The sequence below is a fragment of the Leisingera sp. S232 genome, from assembly GCF_049800895.1.
Taxonomy (GTDB): domain Bacteria; phylum Pseudomonadota; class Alphaproteobacteria; order Rhodobacterales; family Rhodobacteraceae; genus Leisingera.
This window is the reverse complement of record NZ_JBNAFX010000027.1, coordinates 31,399-56,375: the sequence shown is the minus strand read 5'-3', so window position 1 is coordinate 56,375 and position 24,977 is coordinate 31,399. Positions and strand designations below refer to the sequence as shown.

17 protein-coding genes are annotated in these 24,977 nt (G+C 65.5%); 13 read left to right on the top strand and 4 right to left on the bottom strand.

Going from position 1 to position 24,977, the window contains the following annotated elements; genetic code table 11:
- Positions 1-43 precede the first annotated feature (43 nt).
- The 5 genes from ACP151_RS15530 to ACP151_RS15510 all read left to right on the top strand — a co-directional run bounded on the left by ACP151_RS15530 (position 44) and on the right by ACP151_RS15510 (position 7,696).
- Positions 44-1,048 carry a helix-turn-helix transcriptional regulator gene (locus ACP151_RS15530; protein WP_424979813.1) on the top strand — a complete coding sequence of 335 codons (1,005 nt, stop codon included), beginning with the start codon at positions 44-46 and terminating at the stop codon, positions 1,046-1,048.
- Positions 1,045-1,707: a hypothetical protein gene (locus ACP151_RS15525; protein WP_424979812.1), complete on the top strand. Its 663-nt coding sequence runs from the start codon at positions 1,045-1,047 to the stop codon at positions 1,705-1,707. The genes ACP151_RS15530 and ACP151_RS15525 overlap by 4 nt, the downstream gene beginning before the upstream one ends.
- Positions 1,708-1,887: 180 nt before the next feature.
- On the top strand, positions 1,888-4,317 hold the full coding sequence (locus ACP151_RS15520; protein WP_424979811.1) for a calcium-binding protein: 2,430 nt from the start codon (positions 1,888-1,890) through the stop codon (positions 4,315-4,317).
- A 158-nt stretch (positions 4,318-4,475) separates the two neighbouring features.
- Positions 4,476-6,290 carry a type I secretion system permease/ATPase gene (locus ACP151_RS15515; protein WP_424979810.1) on the top strand — a complete coding sequence of 605 codons (1,815 nt, stop codon included), beginning with the start codon at positions 4,476-4,478 and terminating at the stop codon, positions 6,288-6,290.
- The gene (locus ACP151_RS15510) at positions 6,287-7,696 is read left to right on the top strand and encodes an HlyD family type I secretion periplasmic adaptor subunit (protein WP_424979809.1); all 1,410 of its coding nucleotides are present in this window, start codon (positions 6,287-6,289) and stop codon (positions 7,694-7,696) included. Before ACP151_RS15515 ends, ACP151_RS15510 begins: the two co-directional genes overlap by 4 nt.
- 344 nt (positions 7,697-8,040) lie before the next feature.
- Here ACP151_RS15510 and ACP151_RS15505 read toward each other — a convergent pair whose 3' ends face one another.
- On the bottom strand, positions 8,041-9,048 hold the full coding sequence (locus ACP151_RS15505) for a replication initiator protein A (protein WP_424979817.1): 1,008 nt from the start codon (positions 9,046-9,048) through the stop codon (positions 8,041-8,043).
- Positions 9,049-9,532: 484 nt separating this feature from the next.
- Here ACP151_RS15505 and ACP151_RS15500 point away from each other — a divergent pair, with 484 nt between their 5' ends.
- The 3 genes from ACP151_RS15500 (at position 9,533) to ACP151_RS15490 (ending at position 13,587) form a co-directional block, all read left to right on the top strand.
- On the top strand, positions 9,533-10,942 hold the full coding sequence (locus tag ACP151_RS15500) for an AAA family ATPase (RefSeq protein ID WP_424979808.1): 1,410 nt from the start codon (positions 9,533-9,535) through the stop codon (positions 10,940-10,942).
- 54 nt (positions 10,943-10,996) lie between these two features.
- Entirely contained in the window at positions 10,997-12,172 is a 1,176-nt protein-coding gene (locus tag ACP151_RS15495; RefSeq protein WP_424979807.1) for a ParB/RepB/Spo0J family partition protein, read from the top strand.
- A 314-nt stretch (positions 12,173-12,486) separates the two neighbouring features.
- A complete protein-coding gene (locus ACP151_RS15490) occupies positions 12,487-13,587 on the top strand; it encodes a glycosyltransferase (RefSeq protein WP_424979806.1) in 1,101 nt (366 codons plus the stop codon).
- A gap of 57 nt (positions 13,588-13,644) precedes the next feature.
- Here ACP151_RS15490 and ACP151_RS15485 read toward each other — a convergent pair whose 3' ends face one another.
- Positions 13,645-14,502, bottom strand: a complete 858-nt coding sequence (locus ACP151_RS15485) for an ABC transporter permease (RefSeq protein WP_424979805.1) — start codon at positions 14,500-14,502, stop codon at positions 13,645-13,647.
- Between the two features lie 105 nt (positions 14,503-14,607).
- On the opposite strand from ACP151_RS15485, the gene ACP151_RS15480 reads away from it, so the two are divergent.
- The 5 genes from ACP151_RS15480 to ACP151_RS15460 all read left to right on the top strand — a co-directional run bounded on the left by ACP151_RS15480 (position 14,608) and on the right by ACP151_RS15460 (position 21,108).
- Entirely contained in the window at positions 14,608-16,047 is a 1,440-nt protein-coding gene (locus tag ACP151_RS15480; protein ID WP_424979804.1) for a sugar transporter, read from the top strand.
- A gap of 33 nt (positions 16,048-16,080) precedes the next feature.
- Positions 16,081-16,734, top strand: a complete 654-nt coding sequence (locus ACP151_RS15475) for an ABC transporter ATP-binding protein (protein ID WP_424979803.1) — start codon at positions 16,081-16,083, stop codon at positions 16,732-16,734.
- A 51-nt stretch (positions 16,735-16,785) separates the two neighbouring features.
- Positions 16,786-17,967 (top strand): hypothetical protein, encoded by a 1,182-nt coding sequence (locus tag ACP151_RS15470; RefSeq protein WP_424979802.1) that lies wholly within the window; start codon positions 16,786-16,788, stop codon positions 17,965-17,967.
- Between the two features lie 73 nt (positions 17,968-18,040).
- Complete coding sequence (locus ACP151_RS15465) at positions 18,041-19,885, top strand: hypothetical protein (protein ID WP_424979801.1); 1,845 nt, start codon at positions 18,041-18,043, stop codon at positions 19,883-19,885.
- Positions 19,882-21,108 carry a hypothetical protein gene (locus tag ACP151_RS15460; RefSeq protein ID WP_424979800.1) on the top strand — a complete coding sequence of 409 codons (1,227 nt, stop codon included), beginning with the start codon at positions 19,882-19,884 and terminating at the stop codon, positions 21,106-21,108. The genes ACP151_RS15465 and ACP151_RS15460 overlap by 4 nt, the downstream gene beginning before the upstream one ends.
- Before the next feature lie 65 nt (positions 21,109-21,173).
- Here ACP151_RS15460 and ACP151_RS15455 read toward each other — a convergent pair whose 3' ends face one another.
- Together ACP151_RS15455 and ACP151_RS15450 are read right to left on the bottom strand one after the other, a co-directional pair.
- The gene (locus tag ACP151_RS15455) at positions 21,174-22,148 is read right to left on the bottom strand and encodes a sulfotransferase family protein (RefSeq protein ID WP_424979799.1); all 975 of its coding nucleotides are present in this window, start codon (positions 22,146-22,148) and stop codon (positions 21,174-21,176) included.
- Positions 22,149-22,178: 30 nt separating this feature from the next.
- Positions 22,179-24,950, bottom strand: a complete 2,772-nt coding sequence (locus tag ACP151_RS15450; protein WP_424979798.1) for a non-ribosomal peptide synthetase — start codon at positions 24,948-24,950, stop codon at positions 22,179-22,181.
- Positions 24,951-24,977: the final 27 nt, after the last annotated feature.

Sequence of the window (24,977 nt, the reverse complement as noted above, 5' to 3'; positions counted from 1 at the left end):
CAAGGTATTGTTTTCAAAGTCTCTGCAAAGGCAAATCTCTTCTTTGACACGGCTGGCTCTGGTGCAGCCGGGGCACCGCAGCGCCCCGGTGCTGACCAGTTCCGCACCGCTTGGCGGACCCTGTCCGGACACTGCCGCGGCGGTGCTGCGGCGCCAGCTGCAGCCCGGCGCCGCCAGCGAGCTGCGCCTGCGCTGCCCCGGAGGGCAGGCGGCACAGGCGCTGGCCTCGGCACTACCGTCGGAACAGGCGGCGGATCTGGCCGCAGATCTGGCGGCAGGCAACGGCTGGGCGCTGTTTTCCTGCAGCTTTGAGGACGGCAGCGAGGACTTGATTGCGCTCCGCCTCGAAGACGGCCCGCATGACAACCATTGCGGCGACATCCTGCAGGCGATCTGGCCGGTGCTGCGCGAGGATGCCTTGCGCGAACTGGCAGGCGAGACCCAGGCGGCGGTGACCAGCGCGCTGCTGTGGACCGTCTCCAAGAAGACCGACAGCGCGGTGCTGGTGCTCAGCCCCGAAGGGGCGCTGCTGCATTGCAATGAATCCGGCCGCGACATGCTCGACAGCGGCGACCTCCTGAGCGACAGTTCCGGCCGCCTCTGCTGCGCCCGCCCGGGCGAGACCGCCGGGCTTTATGCCGCCGTCGCCGAATGCGCCCGCTCGCGCCGCGGCGGATCGGGGCGCCCGCGCGAGCTGATCCTGTTTCTGGAGGACCGCCAGAGCGGCATGCGGCTGCCGGTGTCGCTGACCCGCTACCGCTGCGGCGGCGCCGATCAGCCACTGGTGGTGGCGATCCTGCCGCGCCAGCCCGACCGCCGCCGCATCGAAATGCTGGCCCAGAAGATGGGGCTGTCGCCAGCCGAGGCGCGGGTGGCCGCCCTCATTCAGCTGGGGCTGACCAACCGCGAGGCGGCGCATATCGCAGGCCTCAAGGAACAGACCTTCAACACCTATGCCAAACGGGTGCTGGCCAAACTGCAGTCAGCAGGCCGCGCCGAGATGGCCCAGCGGCTGACCTGGCAGGCCTCGGTGGGGAGGGCGTCATGAATAAGATCACACAGGACACCCCGGTCCAAGGCCCGCCTGCGCCGGCCTCTTTTCAAACCAAGCCTGCCCAGGCTGAGCAGACCCAGGTTGAACAGACCCAGGTTGAACAGACCCGGGCCGACCCCGTCCGAAACCCGCCCGCGGCAGCACAGGACCAGTCGGCCCAGGATCAGCCGGAACAGGGCAAATCGGAACGGCTCCAGGACAAACCGATGCAGCCGCCGCGGCTCAGCGCTGCGGTGCTGGCGCAGATCGCCACCGCCCTGCGCCAGGGCGAGGCGCCGCTGGCCGCCCAGGCCGACCTGGTGGCGCTGCACAAGCGCATCGCCGGAATGTTCGCCACCCTGAACGACGGCCTCGGTGCCCAGGCCATGCAAAAGGCCGCCGACGACCGCGCCGCGCTCAGCGCCCGCATCGACCAGCTGGAGGCCGCGGTGAACCGGATGGAGGGGGCGCTCCGGATCGAGTTTGAACCGGTGCTCAAGGCAGCGCTGGCAGAGGCGCTGGCCCAGGCCGCGCCCAGGCCGCGGCGGCGCTGGCCCGCGGCGCTGGCGGTGCTGGCTATGGCCACGGTGGCGCTGGCGGCCGGCGCCTGGTGGCACGGCCCGCTGCTGGACGCCGCCGCCAGCCTGGCCCTTCGGCTGGGCGCCCCCATCTAAGGCGCCGATTTGTCCCCATTTGGGGGCATCGGCTGCAGCGCAGATGGGGTGCAATGGCTCCAGAAGGCATGATGACGCCTTTTGCGCCACCTGCTTGCAGCAGCCATGGCGCCGGCGGGGGCATGACCCGGGCAGCAGCTGCTGCCCCGCCCCACACACTTAATGAGGAGGACGTTTACCATGGGTATTGAAGACAGAAATCCGGACTGGGAAGTCTGCGACCCCACATGCGATATCCGGTTCAGCGACAAGAAGACCGACCCGGACTACAATGACGGCACCACCGAAATCGGCGGCACCGACGGCAATGTGATCAACCTGAACGACCACGATGCCGGCGACAACGCCCGTGCAGGCGCCGGCGATGACGCCGTCTACGGCAACGAGCGCAACAACCGCATCGACGGCGAAAAGGGCCAGGATTACGTCGAAGGCCAGGATGGCGACGACCTGATCGAAGGCGGCAGTGGCAATGACACGCTGTTCGGCGGCGATGGCGACGGCAAGGGTCATTACGTGCAGGTGATCACCGGCTATGAAACCAAGGTCGACCAGGAGACCTGGGAAGAATACCAGGTGCCGATCTACGGCAAGAAATACATCGACGACGGCGATGACTGGATCGATGGCGAGGAAGGCTGCGATTATATCGACGGCGAGACCGGCAATGACACCCTGCTGGGCGGCGAGCAAAGCGACAGCGTGTTCGGCGGCAAGGGCGACGACCACATCTTCGGCGACGATGCCGACGGCAACTACAGCGCCGCTGATGGCGATGCGGCTGACTACCTTTACGGCGAGCTCGGCGACGACTGCATGGACGGCGAAGGCGGTGACGACTGGATGTGGGGCGACATGGGCCAGTCCGGTGAAACCGACAAGGACGGCCATGACACCATGTACGGCCGCGACGGCGACGACCGGATGCACGGCCAGGGCGGCCATGACCGCATGGCCGGTGGCCTCGGGGACGACCTGGTGATCGGCGGCTCCGGCAATGACGAGATGTTCGGCGACGAGCGCCAGGGCCAGGGCGCCGATCTTGACTTCGGCTTTGTCAGCGGCACCGGCAACAAGGACGATGATGCCGATGGCGCCGACTGCATGCTGGGCGGCGACGGTGACGACACCATGGACGGCCAGGGCGGCAACGACAAAATGTTCGGCGAGGCTGACAATGACCTGATGCAGGGCGGCCGCGGCAAGGACCTGATGGATGGCGGCGCAGGCCGCGACGACGTCAACGGCGGCGCAGGAAATGACACCATGCGCGGCGGATCCAACAACGACGTGCTGGAAGGCGGCGCCCAGGGCGACCTGATCTTCGGCGACCAGGGCGGCAATCTCGGCGCCGACGTCAATGGCTACGAGATCGACTGGAGCTGCTGCGACGACGAAGCCTCGCCGCAGGCACCGCAAGGCCATGAAGTCAACGGCTTGAAGCCGGTCGACTGCCCGGATTGCTACACCCCGGAAGATGGCGGTGAGGATGGCAACGACCGCATTCGCGGCGGTTCTGGCAGTGACACCATGTTCGGCGAAGGCGGCAATGACGTCATTGTCGGCGGCCGCGGGGCCGACTACGGCTATGGCGGCGACGGCGATGACCGTCTCTATGGTGGCAAGGGCGGCGACAAGCTGCACGGCAACGAAGGCGACGACTGCGTCCACGGTAATTCCGGCCATGACCGCCTGTACGGCGATGCCGGCAATGACACCATCCGCGGCGGTGGCGACTCCGACAAAGCCTTCGGCGGCACCGACAACGACAGAATCTTCGGCGACAGCGGTGATGACTTCCTCTATGGCGAGGAGGGCAACGACCGGATCTCAGGCGGCAGCGGCAATGACGTGGCCCATGGCGGCAGCGGCAATGACACCCTGAACGGCAACAGCGGCGATGACTTTGTCGACGGCAATGACGGCGACGACATGGTGTACGGTGGCGCCGGCAAGGACGTGCTGCAGGGCGGCGAGGACAATGACACCCTGGGCGGCGGTAACGACCGCGACTGCCTCTATGGCGAGAACGGCAACGACATGCTGTTCGGCGGCGAGGGCGGCGACTTCCTGGATGGCGGCGACGGCGATGACCGGCTGCATGGCGGCAACAGTGATGACAACGACTTCCTGAAAGGCGGCGCAGGTGACGACAACCTGACCGGCGGCGACGGCCAGGATGTCTTTATCATCGACCTGACCTGGGACGGCGCCAGCTTTGCCTCCACCGATGGCACCGACACCATCACCGACTTTGACATCGACCAGGACCACGATGTGCTGCTGTTGCGTGTCACCAATGTCGACGGCGGCCTCGGCACTTCGGCGCAGCAAGCCTTTGAGGCGCTGAACGGCGGCGGCGCCACCGTCACCGACGACGGCACCGACACCAGCATCAGCGCCGGCGGCGCCACGGTGAACATCCTCGGCCTGACCGGCAACGAGGCACCGTTCACCTCGCTGGGACAGGATGCAATCCCGATCGGCGGCGTGGGCATCAATGCGGTGACCACCGGTGATGCCGGCTCTTACGAGGCAATCAAGGTGCTGGCCTCCGACACCGGCTTTGACGACAGCTACGACAACATTTGGGGTCCCACAGCCGTCTGAGCCACCGGAACGGCGGGCCTGGGGGATCTCCCCCCGGGCCCGTCCAGCCCTGGTTCAGGACAGCGATTTGGTCCCCGGCCAAGGATTGCATCCTTGGACCAGGGCGCTGTTCTCCAGATTTTTTAACTTCAATTTCGTGCAGCCGGGGGGCTACGACAATGAAGGAAAGACGGGTATTTGATGGTCAGCGGGGCGTGCTTGCCGCCATTTTCACGGCAAGTGTTTTCGTAAACCTCCTTGTCCTGACAGCGCCGCTCTACATGCTGCAACTGTTTACCCGGGTCATGGCCTCGGGCAGCATTCCGACTTTGATTGCTTTGACCACCGGCGCGGGTATCGCGCTGGTGTTCTTTTTTCTCTTCGACATGATCCGCCAGCGTCTGGTGGCGCGGCTGGGCTCTCGGCTGGAAGCCCGGCTCAGCCCGGTGGTTCTGGACGGCATGATCAGCGGCCAGCTGCCGCCGGCCCTGCGCCGGGCCGAACCGATCCGCGACATCCAGGAGCTGCGCGGCTTTGTCACCAGCCCGGTGTTTCTGGCGCTTCTGGACGCGCCCTGGTCGGTGATGTTCCTGCTGCTGATTTTCCTGTTCAGTCCGATCCTGGGCGCGGTGGCGCTGGCGGGCATCGCGCTGCTGTTCATCCTGGGGCTGCTCAGCGAGATGATGGCCCGCAAACCATTGGAAGAGGCCACCAAACAGGCCACAGAGACCAATACCGCAGTGGCTGAAATGATGACCAACGCAGGGCTCATCCATGCCATGGGCAAAACCGGCCCGCTGATTGCGCGCTGGCAGCTCAAGGCGTTTTCGGCGCTGCTGTTCAACACATTGGCCACCGACCGGGTGGCGCTGATGACCTCGCTGGCCAAAGCCGCGCGCATGGGGCTGCAGATCGCAGTGCTGGGGGTTGGCGTGGTGCTGGTGATCAACAATCAGCTGACGCCGGGGCTGATGATTGCCTCCTCGATCCTTCTGGGCCGTGCTGCGGCACCGGTGGAACAGTCGATCGCCGGCTGGCGCGGCTTCCTCAAGGCACGCGGCGCCCATGGGCGGCTGAACACATTCCTGGCCCATCTCAGCGCCGCGCCAGAGCGGCTGACCCTGCCTGAGCCGGACGGCCGGCTGGCGGTGGAAAACGCCACCGTGGTGCTGCCCGGGCGTCCGGATCCGCTGCTCCTGGATGTGTCCTTTGAACTGAAGCCGGGCCAGTCGCTGGGGCTGATCGGCCCCTCCGGCGCCGGCAAGACCACATTGGCCCATGCGCTGGCAGGGCTGCAGCCGCTGGTGCGCGGCCATATCCGCATCGACGATGCCGCGCTCACCGACTGGGATCCGGCGCAGATCGGCCAGCACATCGGCTTCCTGCCGCAGCGGGTCGAGCTGTTCCAGGGCACGGTGGCGGAAAACATCGCCCTGATGGACCCGGAGGCGCGCCCTTCGGACGTGGTGGCGGCGGCCAAACTGGCGCAGGTGCATGAAATGATCCTGGCGCTGCCCGGCGGCTACAACGCCCCGGCCGGGCCGCGCGGCGAGTTTCTCTCCGCAGGCCAGCGCCAGCGCATCGGCCTGGCCCGTGCCTTCTTTGGCGACCGCAAGCTGATCATCCTGGATGAACCCAACGCCAACCTCGATCCCGAAGGCGAAGAGGCGCTGGCCAGCGCCATCGAAGCCGCCTGCGCCCGTGGCGCCGCTGTGGTGGCAGTGACCCACCGGCTCAGCCTTTTGCGCCGGGTCAGCCATGCGGCGCTGTTGCAGGAGGGCCGCATCGCCCGCTTCGGCGAAGCCCGCCAGGTGATCGAGGCGGCGGCGCAGCCGCTGGCCCAGACCCAGGCGCATTCCGACGACCCCAAGATAGCCCCCTTCCGCCACCGCAACACCGCAGAGGGCACGGGGGATGAAACCCGGGACACCCCCTCGGGCAAGCCCCCGGAGGGCGCCGCCCTCCGGACCCAGGATAAAGGAGCACACGCATGAGCCTGGCTGACTCTGAGACCCGCAGCCCGGCGCCACAACCCGGCGGCTCCGGCGGCTTTCGTGACCTGATGCCCGCAGACAGCAGCCAGACGGTGGCGCTGCCCAAACACCCGCCGACCCGGGTGCGCCAGCTGGTGCTGTGGATGATTGTCTGCGGCTTCGGCCTGTTCGGAGGGCTGGTGTTCTGGTCCACCCGGGCGGAACTCACCAGCGCGGTGGTGGCGCCGGGCGCCTTCAATGTGGTCGGCGACCGGCTGGCGGTGCAGCATTACGAGGGCGGCATCCTGCGCGAATTGAATGTGGTCGAAGGCGGCCAGGTCGCCAAGGGCCAGGTCATCGCCCGGCTCGACAGCCGCCGGGTGGAGGCGCAGCTGGCGATCCTGAACAGCCAGCTGGCCAGCGCCTTGGCGCAACAGGCGCGGCTGGAGGCCGATCTGGCAGAGGCAGACAGCCTGCAGCCCGGCACCGAGCTGGCGCAGCTGATCGCTGCGGCGCCGGACCTGGCGCAGCTGGTCGCAGTGCAACAGGATCTGCTCACCTCCAACCGGGCATTGTATCTGGGCCAGATGGACATCCTTCAGGGCCGCATCCTGCAGCTGAAGGACCAACTCAAGGGCCGCGATGCCCGCATCCGGGCCACCGAAGAACAGCTGGCGCTGGTCCAGGCAGAGCTGACGGATCTGGCCGGGCTGTTCGAAAAAGGCCTGGTGCCAAAAACCCGGATCAGCCAGCGGCAGATGCAGCAAAGCGATCTGATGGGCACTCTGGGGATGCTGGAAAGCGACCGCGGCAATGTGCTGGAGCAAATCGGCGAGATGAAAGAGCGGCTGCTGCAGACCGGCCGCGACCGGGTGGCACGGATCGCCATGCAAAGCCAGGAGGTGCAGGAGCAGGTCCTGGACCTGCGCCAGCGCCTGGACGCCACCCTGGACGTGGCCGAGCGGCTGACCATCCGCGCCCCACGCAGCGGCCGGGTGGTCGGACTTGAAGTCAACACCCCGGGCCAGGTGGTGGAGCCCGGCCAAACTCTCCTGGAGCTGATGCCCGCAGATGCGGGCCTGCTGGTGGAAACCCGGGTCGCGGTGGCGGATATCGATGAAGTGGCCATGGGCAGCCAGGCCCGGGTGCAATTGACCGCCTACAGCTTCCGCTCCACCCCGCCGGTCCAGGGCGAAGTGGTGATGGTGGCGGCCGGCAGCAGCACCGACCGGGCCACCGGCCAATCCTATTACCCGGTGCATATCCGCATCGATGCGGCAGAGCTGGCCGCCCTGCCCAATGTAAAGACCCTGCCCGGCATGCCGGCCCAGGCGATGATCGAAACCGGCCGCCAGAGCCTGGCCGACTATCTGATCAGCCCGGTGCTGCAAAGCATGTCTGGCGCCCTGAAGGAAGGCAACGGCTGAAGCAGACCTCCAAGGGCAGGACCTGAGACAAGGCCCGCCCCCGCCGCCAGGCGGGGCGCGGGCCTGTTAAGGTCCAGCCGCTGATTTGCCCCCGCCCTGTTGGCTGCTGTCCTGCTGAACAAAGCCCGGTTCTGCTCGCGCCCAGAAAAGTCCGATCCGGACCCAATGTTTCGCGCGCGAAACATTGGGTCAATGCCTTTGACCTTTCCAGAGAGACCTGAGCGCCGCTTTCTTTGGCACAACGGCGGCCTGCGGCGCGGGTATTTAAGACCAGAAAGAAGCGGCAAGACGCTCTGCCCTGCCGCTTCTTTCTGGTTTCAAATACCCAATTCCAGGGAGCGCCCCTACAGCGCCGCGCGTTTGCGGACCCAGCCCAGGAAAGCCGCATCAGCGGCCCGCAGACGGGGGCTGCCAGAGCGGACCCACATGGCGCGCCATTCCGCCTCCAGCGCATAGGCATCGGCGCCGGGGATCAGCGCGCGCGCCTCCTCCAGCGTCTGCGGTTTCAGCTGCGGCGCATTCAGCACCGCCTCTGTGACCGCATGTTTCTGGCTGAAGCGGATGATGTCCCCCTCCAGCTCCTCCAGCGCGTAGTCGGGCAAGGGCTGGGCGTCGATCATGTCGCGCACCATCTTGCGGAACACCCGGCGCGGGCTAGCGGAGCCGGATTTCTTCAGCAAGGTTTCCACCGAAACCTGCCAGCTGTTCTGCCGCCCGCAATGCTTGCGCGCCAGCTCATAGATCCGCCGCTCCAGCGGCTTGCGCAGCCGAAAGTAATCGCGGCTCAGCGTCAGCACCGATTTCGACAGCACCGCCCGGTACAGCCAGTCCGAAAGCGTCACCGCCACGCTGACCATCTTACCACCGCGGGCCTTGCGCACGATCTCCCATTTTTCGATCAGGCCGAAACCGGTGGTGACCTCCTGCCCGCCGGTCACGATATTGGTGGTGATGCGGGTGCCTGCCAGCCGCTCGAAGGCCTCGCGCAGGCGGCGGTAGGCATCGCCGGAGGTTTCCCGGTTGGTGGCTGCCAAAAGGTCATGCGCTTTCAGATGCAGCACCCGGCTGACCTGGCGACCGGCATTCAGCGCCGCCATCAGCTGACTGATGCAGAAGATCAGGATATCCTTGTCGTGAATCGTCGCCAGCCCCTTCACAGAGGGCGTCACGGTGATCTCGGCGCCGTTGTGCTGATAGTTCAGAATGCGCCGGTCCGGCCGTGTGCCAAGCGAGAACAGCGGATGCTCCATCGAGGCCAGATCATTCTTGGGGATCGCCCCGAAGATATCGCAAAGGAAGAAATCCCCCTGCCCCTCTGGCGGAATCCCTTCCGCTGTCAGCCCTGCTGCCATCTGCCTGTCCGCCGTCTGCTCTGCCGGGGCCTGGGATCTCATGCCCCGGTGCCGCGACTCATTTATCGTGGTTTTGATTACACTCACCCTAGGGTTATCCACACCCCGCGGCAACGGGGGTTCGGAATCGTCACATCGGGGGTTCGGAGTCGTTTCAACGGGGTTTCAGAGTCGCACGTGCGCCAAAATCCACCCCAATCGCCTTGTAAAAAAGGGCTTTGCACAGGCCCTCCTCGCCCTGTAACTAATAAATAACTCATAATTAACAGAGCAGATTTTTTTCACCGCTCTGAAACAGCCCCAGCCGCCCCGCCGCAAATCCCGGAATTGCTTAGAAAATTCAGGCGGCATGCGCATTTTGCTTTCATGTGCGGTGTTTTTGGGTATTCTGGCAAAAAGGCAGCACATCAGGGCTGCAGAGCAGAGCAAACACCACTTCACACGCATTGAGCCTCCGGGCTCACCGGCAACAGGCAGCATTCTCATGGCCAGAGATATCCACAAGGCAAGCAGCAGCCTTCCCCCCTATTTCAGCATTGATCCCGACGCTGCGTTGGCAGAATTGGATGCCCCCGCCAGCACCGCAGGCTTTGCCGAAATCGCCAGCGCCTGCGCCCAGGGACGCGCGGATCTCGCCAGCCGTGGCATGAACGAAGACGGCCGCAAAGAGCTGCGCCTGTTCTCCACCTGGGAAATTACCCGCTATCTGATCCCCGTCGCCCAGGCCCATTTCCGCCGGGTGCTGAAGGCCAACCCGGACCTGCCCCAGGGCAGATCGGAAACCGAAGGCGGCGCCAAGTGGTTCACCCTGGACGAGGTGTTGCGGCTACGGGCCTTTTTTGCCGCCCAGGGCTCCAAGGCCAAGGACTACACCCCCTACCGCCCCGAAGGGCTGCCTGCCAAAATGGTGGCGGTGGCCAACTTCAAGGGTGGCGTCGGCAAGACCTCAACCGCGGCGCATCTGGCGATGTCCGCCGCGCTTGATGGCTACAAGGTGCTGGTGATTGATCTCGACAGCCAGGGGTCGATGACCTCGATCTTTGGCGGCCGGGTCGAGGACGAATGGCAAACCGCCTTCCCGCTTTTGGCGCGCCACTATGGCGAACACCTGCGGCTGGAGAACCAGCGCCGGCTCGATCGCGGCGACGCCCCGCAGCCGCTGGACGAAGCGCTGGATGCGGCCATGGAGATGACGGCCAGGGACGTCATCCAGACCACCCACTGGCCCAACATCGATCTCATCGGCGCCCAGCTGAACCTCTACTGGGCAGAGTTCCAGATCCCGGTCTGGCGGATGGCGGCGCGCAGCTGGAAACTGTGGGATGCGCTGACCGAGCGGCTGGAGGCCGACGGGGTCCTGGACCAGTATGACGTGATCTTCATCGACACGCCCCCGGCGCTTGGCTACCTGACCATCAACGGGCTGTCGGCTGCCGATATCCTCTTGGTGCCGATGGGCGCGTCTTTTCTGGAGTTTGATTCCACCGGCCGCTTCTTTGACATGCTGCATTCCACCTTTGCCTCCATCGAAGAGGGAGAGAACCTGGCGGCCCGCGCGCTTGGCCGCCCCGGGCTTGCGTTTGAATGGGACGCGGTGCGCACTGTGATCACCCGCTATGACGGTGCCCAGCAGGGCGAACTGGCGGCGCTGATGCAGGCCTATATGGGCCGGGTGCTCAGCCCTCACAAACAGGATTACACCGCGCTCATTGGCCAGGCCGGCGAGCAGGTGAGCGGCATCTACGAGGCCGACTACCGCGACTTCAACCGCGAGACCTATGCCCGCGGCCGCGAGACCTTCGATGCGACCTATGCCGCCTTCAAGAAGCTGTTGATCGGTGTCTGGCGGCGCGAGGTGTTGCAGGATGAGGCCGGGCAGCGCGCGGTGAGCTAAGGCTCTAACAGGGAATTTCCGGCATCATGCATGCCGGAGACATGAGGACAGGATATGGCAAAACGCAAACGGCTTTCCCCGGCGCAGACGGATTACCTCGCAGCCGCCCCCGCCGGCAGACCCGCGCTTGGCACCGCGTCCAGCGTCGGCGCCGCCCCCATTGCCCAGGTGGCCTCTGATGCCTCCGCTCAGGCCGCCCTGCAGGAGCTCAGCGGGGTTCTGGAAACCGCCCGCGCCAAAGGGCTGATGATCGAAGAGCTGCCGCTGGCGGCAATCGACGAAAACCATCTGGTGCGTGATCGTATCGAACAGGATGAGGAAGAGCTTGCCGCCCTCATGGCATCGATCCGGGCCCGCGGCCAGCAGACCCCGGCAGAAGTGGTGCCGCTGGAGGAGAGCGCCGGCACCATTACCCATGGCCTGATCTCCGGTGCGCGCCGGCTGACCGCGCTTCGCAGGCTCTATGAAGAAACTTCAGACCCGCAATTTGCCAGGTTGAAGGCGCTGGTTATCCAGCCCGACAGCGCCGAGGCCTCTTATGTGGCGATGGTCGAGGAAAACGAGATCCGGGTGAATCTCTCTCATTACGAACGCGCCCGGATCGCGGTGCGCGCTTATAAGGAGGGGGTTTTCAGCCGGCGCAAATACGCGCTGCAGGCACTGTTCGGCAATGCGACCCGCGCCAAACGCTCCAAGATCGGCAGCTTTGTCACGCTGGTGGAAGCCTTGGATGCGGTGCTGTTCTACCCAACCGCCATCAGCGAGAAGCTGGGTCTGGCGCTGGTGCGCGAGATCGAGGCGGATGCGGGCTTTGCCGCCCGCGCCACTGCGGCGCTGCAGGCCGCCGACCGCGCCACACCGGAGGCAGAGCTGGAGGTGCTGACCCGTCTGACAGAGGCGCAGCCTGCGAAACCCCCGAGGTTAGAGTCTGATCTCCCGCCACCGCCGCCGTCGCTGGCACAGGTGGCAGCCGAAAACGGCACCCTGCCCGCTGCCCCGCCGCTGCCTGCGCCGCCCAAGCTGCCGCCGGTTCCGCCGCTGGTCAGCGCCCCGCGGGTGCGCGGCAGCGGCGACTGGGACGCCGCCATGCCGGGCGAACGGATCACCCTGCCCGCGCCTCGCGGCGTGCAGCTGGCCTATACCCCCAGCGCGCAGAAGATCGAAATCAGCGGCGAGGCGGTCAGCGCCGCCCTGGTCAAGGAGCTGCAGGCCTGGCTGAAAAAGCTCTGATCAGAGCCTGGCTTCTCTTCTTCTTTGCAAAAATACGCGCGCCGCAGGCAAAGGGCCTTTCTTGCGAAAGGCCCTTTTTAGCGTCTGATACCAGCCACGCGAGAGAGATCATTTAGGTCAGTAAGATTGACCAAATGTTTCGCGCGCGAAACATTTGGTCCGAATCGGACCTATGGGGCTGAGGGCAGATCCGGGCGGGAAAGCGTTTGACAGCATCTGGTATTTATGTGCTTTCGGGCGCGCATAAGCGGCAGCAGATTCACCAGACAGGCCCGGATAGGCCCAGACAGGTCCGGACAGGCAAGGAGCATTCTTTGGCGGTAACAGCACAGGCACCCGGCAGCACATCCCCGGCATTGGCGGCGGCGGATGCCGCCACAGGCGCTGGCCGCCTGGTGGCAGTGGTGGTGACCCACAACCGGCTGGACAAGCTGAAGGCGACGCTGGCGCGGCTGCTGGAGAGCCCGGCAAGCGAACTGGCGGCCGTGGTGGTGGCTGACAATGCCAGCAGCGACGGCACCGGCACCTGGCTGGCGGCGCAGGCGGATCCGCGGCTTGATATCTGCACCAGCCAGACCAACCGCGGCGGCGCCGGCGGTTTCGAGATGGGTATGCGCCGGGCGATGGAGCAGCACAGCCCGGACTGGCTGGCGGTGATGGATGACGACGGGCGGCCCGCGCCGGGTGGGCTGGCAGCATTTCACGGGCTGGCCATGCATCAGCAGCCGAGAGACACGGCAGACGGGCCAGAAGACCGGGTAGCAGACGGTGGCGGCTGGGACGCGGTGGCGGCGGCGGTCTATTTCCCGGACGGTCGCATCTGCGAGATGAACCGCCCCTCGCGCAACCCGTTCTGGCACGCCGGCGCGTTCCTGCGCACGCTGTTCGGCGGCGGCCGCTCCGGCTTTCATGTGCAGCCCTCGGATTACGAGGGGCCGGGGATGCAGATCGATGTCACCTCCTTTGTCGGCTTCTTCATCTCGGCGGATGCGGTGCGCCGCATCGGCTTCCCGGATCCGGAGCTGTTCATCTATGGCGATGACGGGATCTATACGCTGGGGCTGACCAAATCGGGCGGCCGGATCGGCTTTGAACCTTCGGTGCGGTTTGAGCATGATCTGTCGACCTTCCAGAGCAAGGATGGCGGATCAGAGGCGCAGCGCGGCCGGTTCCAGCCCTTGTGGAAGGCCTATTACTATCACCGCAACCTCTTGCTGCTGTATCGGATGGCGGCGGGCTGGCTGTTCTGGCCGGTGCTGCTGGTCATTGTGCCGAAATGGCTGATGAAGGCGCGCCAGCATGGCGGCGACCGGAGGGTCTTTCTGCGGCTGATGTTCCATGCGCTGCGCGACGGGCTCTTGCGGCGCAGGGCTGTGAGCCATGCACGGGTGCTGGAGCTGAGCGGCGAAGGTTGATCTGGCGGGCAGTACTGGGGCAAAGCGGGCGCAAACCAAGTGGCTGCCCCTGCCTGCTCAGCGGTTCAGGATATCGCGATGGTAGCGGCCCATCAGCACCAGACCCAGCGCCAGCAGAAACAGGCTGACGGCCAGAACATATGTGATGCTCACATAGGCTGCGGTATAGGTCGGGTAGAAACCGGTGCGCATCAGCCCGCTCAGATGCAGCAACGGATTGTACCACAGGATATCCTGGGCCAGCGGCGGCAGATCCTCATAGATGTAGAGAACTCCGGAGGCCAGGAACAGCGGCCGGGTGATGATCGACCAGGCCACGTCCCAGAGGGGATACAACCCCATCAGCACGCAGTTCATGATGCCGACCCCAAGCCCCAGCGCCATCGCCAGGACCATGGCCAGCACGGCCACCGGCAGGTCCAGCACTGCCCGGCTGTCGATCACAGTCAGCACCCCGCCGATCAGCAGCAGGGTGATCAGAATGCCGGTCAAGCTGTTCAGCAGGAACCGGGCCAACACCGCATCCAGCCAGGTGACTGCCGGGAATTTCAGCAGCGGCTTGGAATATCCGATGGCGCGGGAGGTTGCGCCTGAGATGCTTTGATAGAGACTGAAAATCAGATATCCGGTGGCATAGAACAGCAGGAAGCTGGTCCCCAGGGACGGGCTGCGGATGACCAGCGAAAAGCCGATCGACAAGAACAGGATCGCCGCCATCGGCTCCAGCACCGCCCAGAGATAACCACCTGGCGTGCGCCCGTAACGGGTCGACATCTCGCGCAGCATCAGGGCACCGATGGTGCGCGCCGCAGCAAAACGGAGGCGGTGGGGCCGGGGCGTCTGGGCGGCGGCAAGGGCCGCCGGTGCCGACGGTGCGGCCGGAGCTGCGGAAGCAGCGGATGAGGAGCTGGCCATGAGGGAATGCAGTGATTGTATGGTTGTGAATGGATGCGTCGCAGGCGATACTATGGAAGAAAGACGAGGCAATTACAAACGGCTGCAGGCCGGGGTAAGCAGATTATGAAACAGGAACGTCCGGCGGCGCGGCGCAAGTCCGCGGCGCAATTCCGTACTGGTCGCAAATCGTCAGGCGCCACCGCAGGGTCTGACCAGCCGGAAGCCTCCGCAGAAGAGACAGGCAACGCGGAGCAGATGCCCGGCGCGCGCGGTCTCCGTGGCCGCGGCAGCGGCGCGGGCAGAGGTGCGGGCAGGGGCAACGACGGGAAGGCGCGCGGCAAGAAGGGCCGCAAGCTGCGCAAATGGCGCAGCCGCGCCAAGGCGGCCCTGGCCGAGCTGGAAACCGTCCGCGCGCAGGCTCCGGCCTATCCGGTGGCGCGTCCGGCGCGGATGAAACAGCGCCATTGGGGGCTGATCGCCAGCTTGGCGCTGATGGTTCTGGTGCCGCTGGTGGCCACGGTCTTCTATCTGTTTGCAGTGGCCGAGGATCAATATGCCTCCACTGCCGGTTTCACCGTGCGCAGCCAGGACAGCTCCGGCGCCAATGATCTTCTGGGCGGGCTGGCCAGCTTTGCCGGCAATACGGCCGCCTCCGACAGCGATATTCTCTATGAGTTCATCCAGAGCCAGGAAATGGCCGCGGCAGTGGAGGCGCGGCTGGATCTGCGCAGCCATTATAGCCAGTACTGGCCAACGGATTGGGTCTTCTCGATCTGGCCGGATGCAACGCTGGAGGAGCTGGTTTGGTACTGGCAGCGGATTGCCCGGATTTCCTATGACAGCGGCTCCGGGCTGATCGAAGTGCAGGCGGTCGGCTTTGATGCGCAGATGGCGCAGGCGGTGACCCGAGCCATCGTCGAGGAAAGCCAGATCCGTATCAATGCGCTCAATGAGCAGGCGCGCGCAGATGCGATGCGCTATGCCGAAGCTGATCTGATGGAGGCGCTGGAGCGGCTGAAACAGGCCCGCGAGGCGCTGACCCAGTTCCGCACCCGCACCCGCATCGTTGACCCGGAGGCCGATATCCAGGGCCGCATGGGGGTGATGAACAACCTGCAGCAGCAGCTCGCTGCGGCGCTGATCGAATACGACCTGCTGGCGGGCACTGTCAGTTCGGGCGATGTGCGTCTGAAACAGGCGCGGCGGCAGATCGAGGTGATCCGCGAGCGAATCAACATCGAGCGCCAGACCTTTGCTTCCAACAACACCGATACCGGTGCGGTGGGCGAGGACTACCCGTCGCTGATCTCGGAGTTCGAGCGGTTGACGGTGGATCGGGAGTATGCCGAGCAAGTCTATCGCGCGGCGCTGACCGCGCTGGAGACGGCGCGCGATGATGCCGCCCGCCAGAGCCTTTACTTGGCCACCTATATCAAGCCGACGCTGGCCGAAGAGCCGGAATATCCGCGCCGCGCAGTGCTGAGCGCGCTGACGGCGTTGTTCCTGGTGCTGATCTGGGCGATTTCGGCGCTGATTTTTTATTCGATCCGCGACCGCAGCTGATTGCCGGGCAGCAAGAGCTGGAAAGGGGCTGGCATGATCCGCTTTGAGAACCTGACCAAGAGCTTCTGGCTCAAGGGCGAGCGCAAGGTGGTGATCGACAACCTGAACCTCACCCTGCCGGATGGCAAGTCGCTGGCGCTGTTGGGCCGCAACGGGGCCGGCAAGTCGACGCTGCTGCAGATCATTGCGGGGATCATGCGCCCTGATCACGGCCGGGTGGTCAGCGGCGGCAGCATGTCCTGGCCGGTGGGGCTGGGCGGCTCTTTCCACCGCGAGCTGAGCGGCGCCGAGAACGTCCGTTTCATCGCCCGGATCTATGGGGTGGACACCGATGAGCTGGTGGCCTTTGTCGAGGAGTTTGCCGAGCTGGGTAAATTCTACCACATGCCGATGCGCAGTTATTCCTCTGGCATGCGCTCGCGGCTGACGTTTGGCGCTTCCATGGGGATCCGCTTTGACACCTATCTGGTCGATGAGGTGACGGCGGTGGGGGACAAGGCGTTCAAGCGCAAGAGCCGTGCCGTCTTTGCCGAGCGGATGCAGCATTCCAGCGCCATCATGGTCAATCACTCAATGGGCCAGGTGCGTGAATTCTGCGATGCTGGCCTGGTGCTGGAACATGGCAAGATGCGCTATTATGATGATCTGGAAGAGGCGATCGCGGTGCATGAAGCGATGCTGGCCTAGAGTATTTCCCCTTGTTAGAGGCTGTTTTGGGTGAAGCCACTGCGGAGCGCCATGAAAGTCATTCTGTTTACCGGGCATCACAAGGTGGGCTCGACCTCGCTGCAGAAATTTTTGCTGCACAACCGTATGGCGCTGCTGGAGCAGGGCATCCTCTATCCCAGCACCGCGCCTGCGGGGCTGGCGCAGGATTTGCAGGCAGCGCTGGCGTGGAACCGGCCGAGGCAGCGGCTGATGCGCGGCCTGGGTCTGCGGGGGGCAGGGCTGCAGGCGGCGCGCGCGCTGGGGCGCGCCCGCTGGCCTGCCAATGTGGCAGAGCCGCATAATGCGCTGGCCTTCAAACTGCTAAGCGAGGGCACGCGCAGCTGGAAGCTGCCGGAGTACCACCGCGGGCTGCCGCATTCGCGCCAGATGCTGCAGACGGTGGCGGCGCAGGTCGCGACGCTGCAGCCGCAGGCGGTGATCCTGGCTTCGGAAGTCTTTGCCAATATGGGCCTGGGCCAGCAGCAAATGATCCGGCGCATTGCAGATCTGTTTCCCGGCGCCGAGGTCCGGATCATCACCGTCTTCCGGCAGATCGACAGCTATCTGGCCGCCTGGCACATGCAGCGGCTGCGGTTTGGTGCCCGGCTGGCGCCGCTGGCAGAGGGCGGGCTGCAGGATTACTGGGACACGGTGCATTTCGATTACCGGCAGGCGCTGGCGGGCTGGCGGGCGGTGCTGCCGGAGGCAGAGCTGGTGCTGCGCCCCTATGAGGAGGTGAAGGCGGCGGGTGGCTCGGTGGCGGATTTCATGGCCGTCTCCGGGCTGCGGTTCCCGCGCGGCCTGATCCGCCGGTTCCAGGCCAATGCCAGCCTGCATCCTGCGCTGGCGGAACTGGCCCGGCGCGGCAATCTGGCGCTGGCGCCGGAGCCGGCTGCGGCGTTGCGCCAGTTCCTGCAGCGCAGCGCAGCGGCGCGCGGTCTGCCGTCGGCCGCGGATGTGGAAGTCTACGGCGCCGGGCTGCGCCGGGAGCTGCTGGAGCGGTTCCACCCGGTGCATGCAGCACTTGGGCAGCTGTCCGGGCGCCACCCGTTTTTTGTCGGTCTGGAGGCGGCGGCGGCGGTGCGGCCGCATCCGCTGCCAGAGGTTGCTGCCGCGGCGCTGGCGCAGCTGCAGCGGGACCTGTCCGGGCTGCCCGACGCCGCAGCGCGACAGTTTTTGCAGCAGCTGCAACTTCCCGCCGCTGCGAAGTAACGCGGACGTGTACTTCCCGGTGCAGCTGCAGTATGCAGCGGGCGGTGCAGGACGGGTGCGAAAGGGGACGGGCATGACAGATGCGGCGGCGGCAGAGTTTACCGCATTGCAAGGGCTGATGTGGCCTGAGCTGGGGATCTGCACGGAGCAGGAACTGTATCTGCGCACAACCGGACCGACCGGGCCGGTCACCGCCGCTGACGGCACCTCGGGCGGCTACCGGTTCTTTGCGGGCAGCAGCGCCCGTTTCGACACCTGGTTCAACCTGTTCAACGCGGGCATCTGGAAACGCCAATGCGCGCTGCAGAGCCTGTTTCTGCTGCTGGAAGGCAAGGGCAGATTCACCGTGTCGGTCTTTGCCGCGCCGCGCGGGCGCTCCTGGGATCGCAGCAACCACATTGTGGAGCTGGCAGAGGACTGTCCGGTACGGCTGGATCTGACCGCGCTGATGCAGGCGGCGGGTGATGCTGCGCTGCTGTTTTTCGAGCTGCGGGCAGCGGGCGGCGAGGCGCTGCTGACGCAGGCGTCCTGGCAGACGCAGGATGCGCCGCGGCGCACTCCGCAGCTGGCGCTGGCGGTGACCACCTTCAAGCGTGAGACCGAGGCGGCGCGCACGGCGGAGCGATTCTGCGCCTTTCGCGCGCGCTCCTGGATGAAAGATCATGTCGAGCTGATCATCACCGACAATGGCCAGTCGCTGGAGCTGCCGCCGCGTGACGGGGTGACGGTGATCCCGAACGAGAACCTGGGCGGCGCCGGCGGGTTCACCCGCGGTCTTCTGGAGGCGCGGGCACGCGGTGCCTCGCATTGTCTGTTCATGGATGACGACGCCTCTATCCACATGGAGAGCCTGGAGCGCAGCTGGATGCTGCTGGCCTATGCCGAAGACCCGTCGACCGCGGTGGCCGGCGCCATGATCAGCGAACAGCACCGCTGGGCCATCTGGGAAAACGGGGCCTGCTTCTCCTCTCGCTGCTTGCCGCTTTTCATGGGCACCGACCTGCGCGAATTCAAGCAGATGGCGGCGATGGAACAGGAGATCTCCGGGCCGCCACCACAGGGGCTGTATGGCGGCTGGTGGTATTTCGCTTTCCCGCTGGAGCAGGCCAAGCATCTGGCCTTCCCGTTCTTTGTGCGCGGCGATGATGTCAGCTTCTCGCTGGCCAACGAGTTCAACATCGTACGCCTGAACGGGGTGGTGTCGTTCCAGGAAAGCTTTACCGAGAAGGAAAGCCCGCAGACCTGGTACCTGGATCTGCGCAGCCATATGGCCCATCACCTGAGCCTGCCGCGCCTGGACGTGGGGGCTCTGGGGGTGCTGAAAATTGCTGTCTGGTTCTTTCTGAGGAACCTGCCGCGGATGCATTACGATACGCTGGCCGCGATCAACCTGGCGGTTGAGGACGTGATGAAGGGGCCGGGCTTTTTTGATGCAAATGCCGATATGGCCGGGCGCCGGGCCGACATCAAGGCGCTGACCGGGGCCGAGGCCTGGCAGGATATGAACCCGCAGGTGGCGCTGCCACCGCTGCGCAGCAAACCGCCTGCCGCCTGGCGGCGGTATCTGATGAAGTTCAGCCTCAATGGGCTGCTGATCCCGGGCTTTGGCCGCTTGGGCCGCAAGATCACGCTGGAGGCGCAGAACCGCAGCCATATCGGATATGCCTGGGGGGCGGCAGAGATCACCTGCCTGAATGCGGCGCGCAGCAAATACTATACCGTGCGCCATTCCAAAGCTGCTGCCTGGCGCGAGATCCGGCGGTTTGCCGGAAATGCCCGCGCGTTCCTGAAAGCCTATGACCGGCTGGCGGCGGAGTACCGGATGCAGTATGGCAGCTTCACCAGTGAAACCTACTGGCAGGCCAAGCTGAACCTGGCCCGCCAGCCTCAAGACATGCAGCAGGAAGCCGCCGAGTGAAGCTCATCAAGAAGCTGATTCAGCCCTCCGGATCCGGATCCAAAGCCCCCTCCGCTGCAGCGAAGGCGCCCGTCCGTCTGCGCACCGCCGAAGGTGCGCCTGCACCGCTGAAGGTGGTGCTGTTCATCGGCCACCACAAGGTCGGTTCCACCTCGCTGCAGGATTTTCTGGCGCGCAACGCGCCGGCGCTGGCGCGCCATGGCATTCTCTATCCGTTTGTGGAATTCGAAGGGCTGTCGCATATGGCGGCCGCTGCAGGCGGGCTGTTGCCGCCGCCTGAGGACAGCCTGCCGATCAACCTGCGCGAGCCGCATAACGCGCTGGCGTTCCGGATGCTGGCCGATCACAAGCGCGGCAAGGTGCCGAGCTATCACAAGCGGCTGCCGGCGCTGCCGCAGATGGTGCATGCGATTCAGCAGCAGATCCGGTTCTCGGAACCGCATACGGTGGTTCTGGCGGCTGAAGTCTTTGCCAATTTCAGTGCTGCCGGGCCGGAGCTGATCGAACGGCTGGCGGGCTGGTTTCCGGGGGCGGAGTTCACCCTGGTGGCGACGTTGCGGAGAATCGACGAATACCTGGCCTCCTGGCACGGTCAGCGGCTGAAGTTCGGCCACAAGCTGGCGCCGCTGCGCAAGGACGGGCTGGAGAGCTATCTGCGCGGTATCCATTTCAATTACCGGCTGATGGTGGAGGGCTGGGTCACGGCGCTGCCTGAGGCGCGGGTGGTGTTGCGCGATTATGAGCAGGTGCGCGCCAGTGGCGGCTCGGTGGCGGATTTCATCACCCAGGCCGGGTTGGATCTGCCCAGCGGGCTGGCGCCGGAGCGGCGCGAGAATGATTCCATCCACCGGGCCTTCTATGAGATTGCCCGGCAGGCCAATCACCGGCTGGCGCCGGAGCTGGCGGCGGAGCTGCGCAAAGCGCTGCGCACGGATCTGCAGGGTCGGCTGCCGCTGCCTGCCAGCAGCAGCATCGAGCTGTTCGGCGCCGACAACCGGGCGCGGATGCTGGAGCAGTTCCGCCCGATCGATGCCTGGCTGGGAGAGACCGTCGGGCGCAGCACTTTCTTTGCCGATCTGGAGCAGGTGCTGGAGAGGAAGCCGCTGCCGGAGCCGGAGGCGATGCAGCTGGCGCTGGCACAGCTGCAGCTGCAGGAGCTGGACCGGGAGGGCAAAGAAACCCTGAGCAGGTTCCTGACAGAGCTGGCTGTCCCGCAGACCTAGAGGCGCCCTTTTCCCGGCAGGGCCTGGGGTTCAGGCTCCTTGTTGGTGGGAGAAGGGCGCAGGTTTCAGGAGGCTGCGGGGGCGGCTGTCGCGGGATCCCAGGCACCGTAATCCAGCGGTTTCAGCAGCGGCTGGCGGGCAAAGCGGCCCAGCAGGCCGCTGCCGTGCTGCTTGCCGGGGGCTGCCAGATCCAGCGGATAGCCGAACAGCTGCATCAGATCGCCGAGCCGGTTTTCAATCTGGCGGATTTCCTTGCGGGTCAGGGCGCTGCGGTATTTGGCGAAATTGCCGCTCATCAGCGGTTTGGAGACATTGGCGCGCTGCTTGTGGCTGGTGGCCAGCGCTGCGGCCTGGTCGGTCTGATGAAAGTCCAGCATGCCGGGCTCGAAATCCACTTCCAGAAAGCCGCACATCCGCTTGAGCAGCGCCTCGGGAGCGGTCAGCAGATCCTCGTAGCGGTGCAGGAATACCCGCTCTGGGCCCAGCAGCGCCAATGCATGCAGCCCGCCCTCCTGATCTTCGCGCCAGATCCGGGCCGCGTCCCGGTTGTTGCCGAATTTGGTGGCGCCCTCCTTGGCGCGCAGCGCCTTGGCCGAGGCCAGATAGTCGCGCGGGTCGCGCACCTGGAACACGAATTTGGCGTCCGGGAAGGCCTGCAGGATGAAAAACAGCAGCCGGTGCAGGTTGTTTTCCTTGACGAACACGCGCTTTCCGGACGCTGCCGGCACGCTGTCCTGATACAGGAACCGGGCCAGTTCAGCGGCATCGATGCGGCTGCGCGCCGCCAGCCAGGCCTGTGCCGCCTCTGCCTCCTGCGGGCCGAGCAGGGTCTTGATCCGGGCCGCGGAGCGCTTGCAGATCTGCTGCCAGGCTGCGGACTCCACGCCTTCCTGCAGGGTTTCATGCAGATTCAGCAGGGCCAGGCGGCCGAAATGAAAGGGCGGCAGTGAATAGAACTGCGAATGGGTGCCCGCAATCATGCTGATCAGATTGGAGCCGGACCGTTCGGAGCAGAACAGAAAGACCGGTGTCTGTGTCATGGTGTGTTTCCTGTCAAACCTGGCGGGCGGTCAGCGAAACAGCTGTGCAGCAAGCTGTGCCGAGAAGTTCTGGCGGCCCTGGTAATCATTCATGTGGCTGATGTTCTTGAAGTCGCCGCTGTCCATGGCAAAGGCGGTATCCAGGATCACCCGCACGCCGGCCTCGCGTTCTGCCAGGGCGGCGGTGTCCAGGAAATGGTTGGGCATCTGCGCCGCGCGCATCTCTGCCAGATCCGGGCAGTGCACCGGGTGGATCACTGCTACGGTGTCATCGCTGACGTCCTGCAGGGCGCGCAGGCCGCGCAGCCAGGCGGCAACGGCTTTGCCGTCCATCCGCATCCGGCCCTCAAAGGCGTCGCGGATTTCCTGGTTGCGCTTGCGCTCCCAGTTGGCCTGAGTGGTGGGCGCGCCGCCGGGGCGCGGCGCATCCGAGACGGCGATGGCGCCGCCGGTCCCGGCATCCCAGACCGTGTCGGCGTCGTAATGCTTGCGCGGGATGTCCTTGAAGGCGCCGGCCTTGTAGTCCGTCAGGATTTCAATGTCGCCTGCGGGCGGCATGATCGACAGCTGCATGATTTCCATCTCCAGCACTGCCAGCGGCAGGCGAAGGCCCTGCGCCTGCAGCGTGTCGCGGATGTATTCACACAGTTCGGCAATGCCTTCCACGCTGAGCATTGCCATGCCCAGATTGGCGGCGCGGATCTGCTGCCCGGCGGCGGCGGCGGCGGTCTCGATGGTTTCAGGGCAGATCGCCCGCATGAAGCCGGAAGAGCCGATGAAGGGCACCAGCGGCGGTGCATCAGGCGCCGCGGCATAGGCGGGGAATTTATCCAAGAGATCCAGCGCCCGCATCGCCCGGTAGTGCAGATGCTGCTTCAGGGCGCTGCCGTCCAGACTGTCCGGCGGCGGCGGCTGGAAGCGGGTTTCATCCTTGGCTTCCAGCGCCTTGCGGATGAACACCACCATCTGCCACAGCGACATTCGCGACAGTTCCGCGGCGCTGTCCTGGGTCAGCTCCAGGCCGAAGCGCTTTTCCAGCTTGATGGTGAAATCGACAAAGCCCATGGAATCGAGCCCGGCATCCATCAGGTTTTCGGCCTTTTCGATCTCGGCGCGCGACAGCGCCGGGTTGATCTCCTGGGCAAATTGGATCAGCCGGTCGTAGCGTTTCATCTTCTTTTTCGGCTGGTCGGCGGCATTCATCTTTTCCAGCCGCTTCAGCACCCGCTGGCCGATGGCGCCACGGTCGATCTTGCCGCTGGCGTTCTTGGGGAACTGCGGCATCACCAGCACCCGGGTCGGCGACATGTAATCCGGCAGCTTGCCGGCAATCGCCTCGCGGATTTCCCGGCCGGGGCCACCATAGCCTTCGACCACCCCCACCAGCGCGGTCGGGGCAGGGGATTTCAGCGGCAGCGGCACCACCACCGCCTCGCAGCCCGGTGCGGCAGCGCGCAGCACCGCCTCGATCTCGCCCAGCTCGACCCGGTAGCCACGGATCTTGATCTGATTGTCCATCCGTTCGATGAACTCCAGGGTGCCATCGGGCTGCAGATGCACCCGGTCGCCGGTGCGGTAGTGGATGTGGTCCTGCCCAGCAGGCACCACAAAGGCGGCGGCGGTCTTTTTTGCATCCTGCAGGTATCCGTCGGCCACCTGCGGGCCGCTCATCAGCAATTCGCCGGTCTCTCCGGGCGCCGCCGCGCTGCCGTCTTCCTTGAAGACCCGCGCGGTCATGCCGGGCAGCGCGGTGCCGATCGGCACCAGCCCGTTGCGGCCGCTGATCTGCTCCGGATCCGCAGGCAGTGCCTGGCGGGTGCAGGAGATCGTCGCCTCGGTCGGGCCGTACCAGTTTTCCACCCGCTTGCCGGTGGCGCGGGCCCAGGCCTGCGCCAGTTCCACCGGCAGAGCCTCGCCGCAGAACAGCGACAGCCGCAGGCCGGACAGGCCGCCGGGGCTGAGCGCCCCCTGCTGGCGCATTTTCTGAGCCAGGCTGGGCACCGAGAACCAGCAGGTGACATCGTTGCGCTGCACATAATCCGCAGGGGCGTCCAGATCGTGCTCGGAAGGGACGATCAGATGCGCGCCGGCCCGCCAGCAGACAAACATATCATGCACGCTGAGGTCGAACGTGAGGTCGAAATTCTGCGACATCCGGTCGCCGGGCCCGTAATCCGCCACCTGAAACACCGCATCCAGATAGGCGCCGAGATTGCTGTGGCGCAGCGCCACGCCTTTGGGTTTGCCGGTGGAGCCGGAGGTGAACAGGATATAGGCGTAAGGGTTGTCATGCCGCCGTTCGGGCAGGATGGCCGGCGCGGGCGGCAGGTCTTCGGTACTGATGCAATAGGGCACGGCGGCTGCGGGCTCGCCGCTTTGGGCGGCCATGATGTTCTGCACCGCGGCGCTGTCCGCGGCTTCATAGAACAGCGCGGTGGCGCCGGAGCGGTCCAGGATGTAGCGGTTGCGCTCGGGCGGGAATTTCGGGTTCAGCGGCACATAGGCATGGCCGCGCAGCAGCGCCGCCAGCACCGCTGCATAGGTATCAACAGTGCGGCTGAGATAGATCGCGGCGACCGGGGCCTTGGCGGCGGTTTCCTGCGCGGCCAGGGCAGCGGCCAGCTGTTGCACCCGGGCGTGGAAGCTGCGGTAGCTGAATGTCGCGCCGCCTGCAGTGATGGCCGGGCTGTCCGGAGCCTGGCGGACGGCCTGCAGGAAGTCCTGCGCGGACTGCCAGCTGCCGGTTTCCAGAGTGGTTTGGCCCAAATCGTCCATAGTCTGCCCAGCCGTCCAAATAATCATTGCGCTTGTCCCAAAAACAGCGGCATG

What these genes read in the sequence shown, in the direction of transcription:
- ACP151_RS15525 (WP_424979812.1), top strand. Translation starts at nt 1,045, where the DNA reads ATGAATAAGATCACACAGGACACCCCGGTCCAAGGCCCGCCTGCGCCG.
- ACP151_RS15520 (WP_424979811.1), top strand. Translation starts at nt 1,888, where the DNA reads ATGGGTATTGAAGACAGAAATCCGGACTGGGAAGTCTGCGACCCCACA.
- ACP151_RS15515 (WP_424979810.1), top strand. Translation starts at nt 4,476, where the DNA reads ATGAAGGAAAGACGGGTATTTGATGGTCAGCGGGGCGTGCTTGCCGCC.
- ACP151_RS15510 (WP_424979809.1), top strand. Translation starts at nt 6,287, where the DNA reads ATGAGCCTGGCTGACTCTGAGACCCGCAGCCCGGCGCCACAACCCGGC.
- ACP151_RS15505 (WP_424979817.1), bottom strand. Translation starts at nt 9,048, where the DNA reads ATGGCAGCAGGGCTGACAGCGGAAGGGATTCCGCCAGAGGGGCAGGGG.
- ACP151_RS15500 (WP_424979808.1), top strand. Translation starts at nt 9,533, where the DNA reads ATGGCCAGAGATATCCACAAGGCAAGCAGCAGCCTTCCCCCCTATTTC.
- ACP151_RS15495 (WP_424979807.1), top strand. Translation starts at nt 10,997, where the DNA reads ATGGCAAAACGCAAACGGCTTTCCCCGGCGCAGACGGATTACCTCGCA.
- ACP151_RS15485 (WP_424979805.1), bottom strand. Translation starts at nt 14,502, where the DNA reads ATGGCCAGCTCCTCATCCGCTGCTTCCGCAGCTCCGGCCGCACCGTCG.
- ACP151_RS15480 (WP_424979804.1), top strand. Translation starts at nt 14,608, where the DNA reads ATGAAACAGGAACGTCCGGCGGCGCGGCGCAAGTCCGCGGCGCAATTC.
- ACP151_RS15475 (WP_424979803.1), top strand. Translation starts at nt 16,081, where the DNA reads ATGATCCGCTTTGAGAACCTGACCAAGAGCTTCTGGCTCAAGGGCGAG.
- ACP151_RS15470 (WP_424979802.1), top strand. Translation starts at nt 16,786, where the DNA reads ATGAAAGTCATTCTGTTTACCGGGCATCACAAGGTGGGCTCGACCTCG.
- ACP151_RS15465 (WP_424979801.1), top strand. Translation starts at nt 18,041, where the DNA reads ATGACAGATGCGGCGGCGGCAGAGTTTACCGCATTGCAAGGGCTGATG.
- ACP151_RS15455 (WP_424979799.1), bottom strand. Translation starts at nt 22,148, where the DNA reads ATGACACAGACACCGGTCTTTCTGTTCTGCTCCGAACGGTCCGGCTCC.
- ACP151_RS15450 (WP_424979798.1), bottom strand. Translation starts at nt 24,950, where the DNA reads ATGATTATTTGGACGGCTGGGCAGACTATGGACGATTTGGGCCAAACC.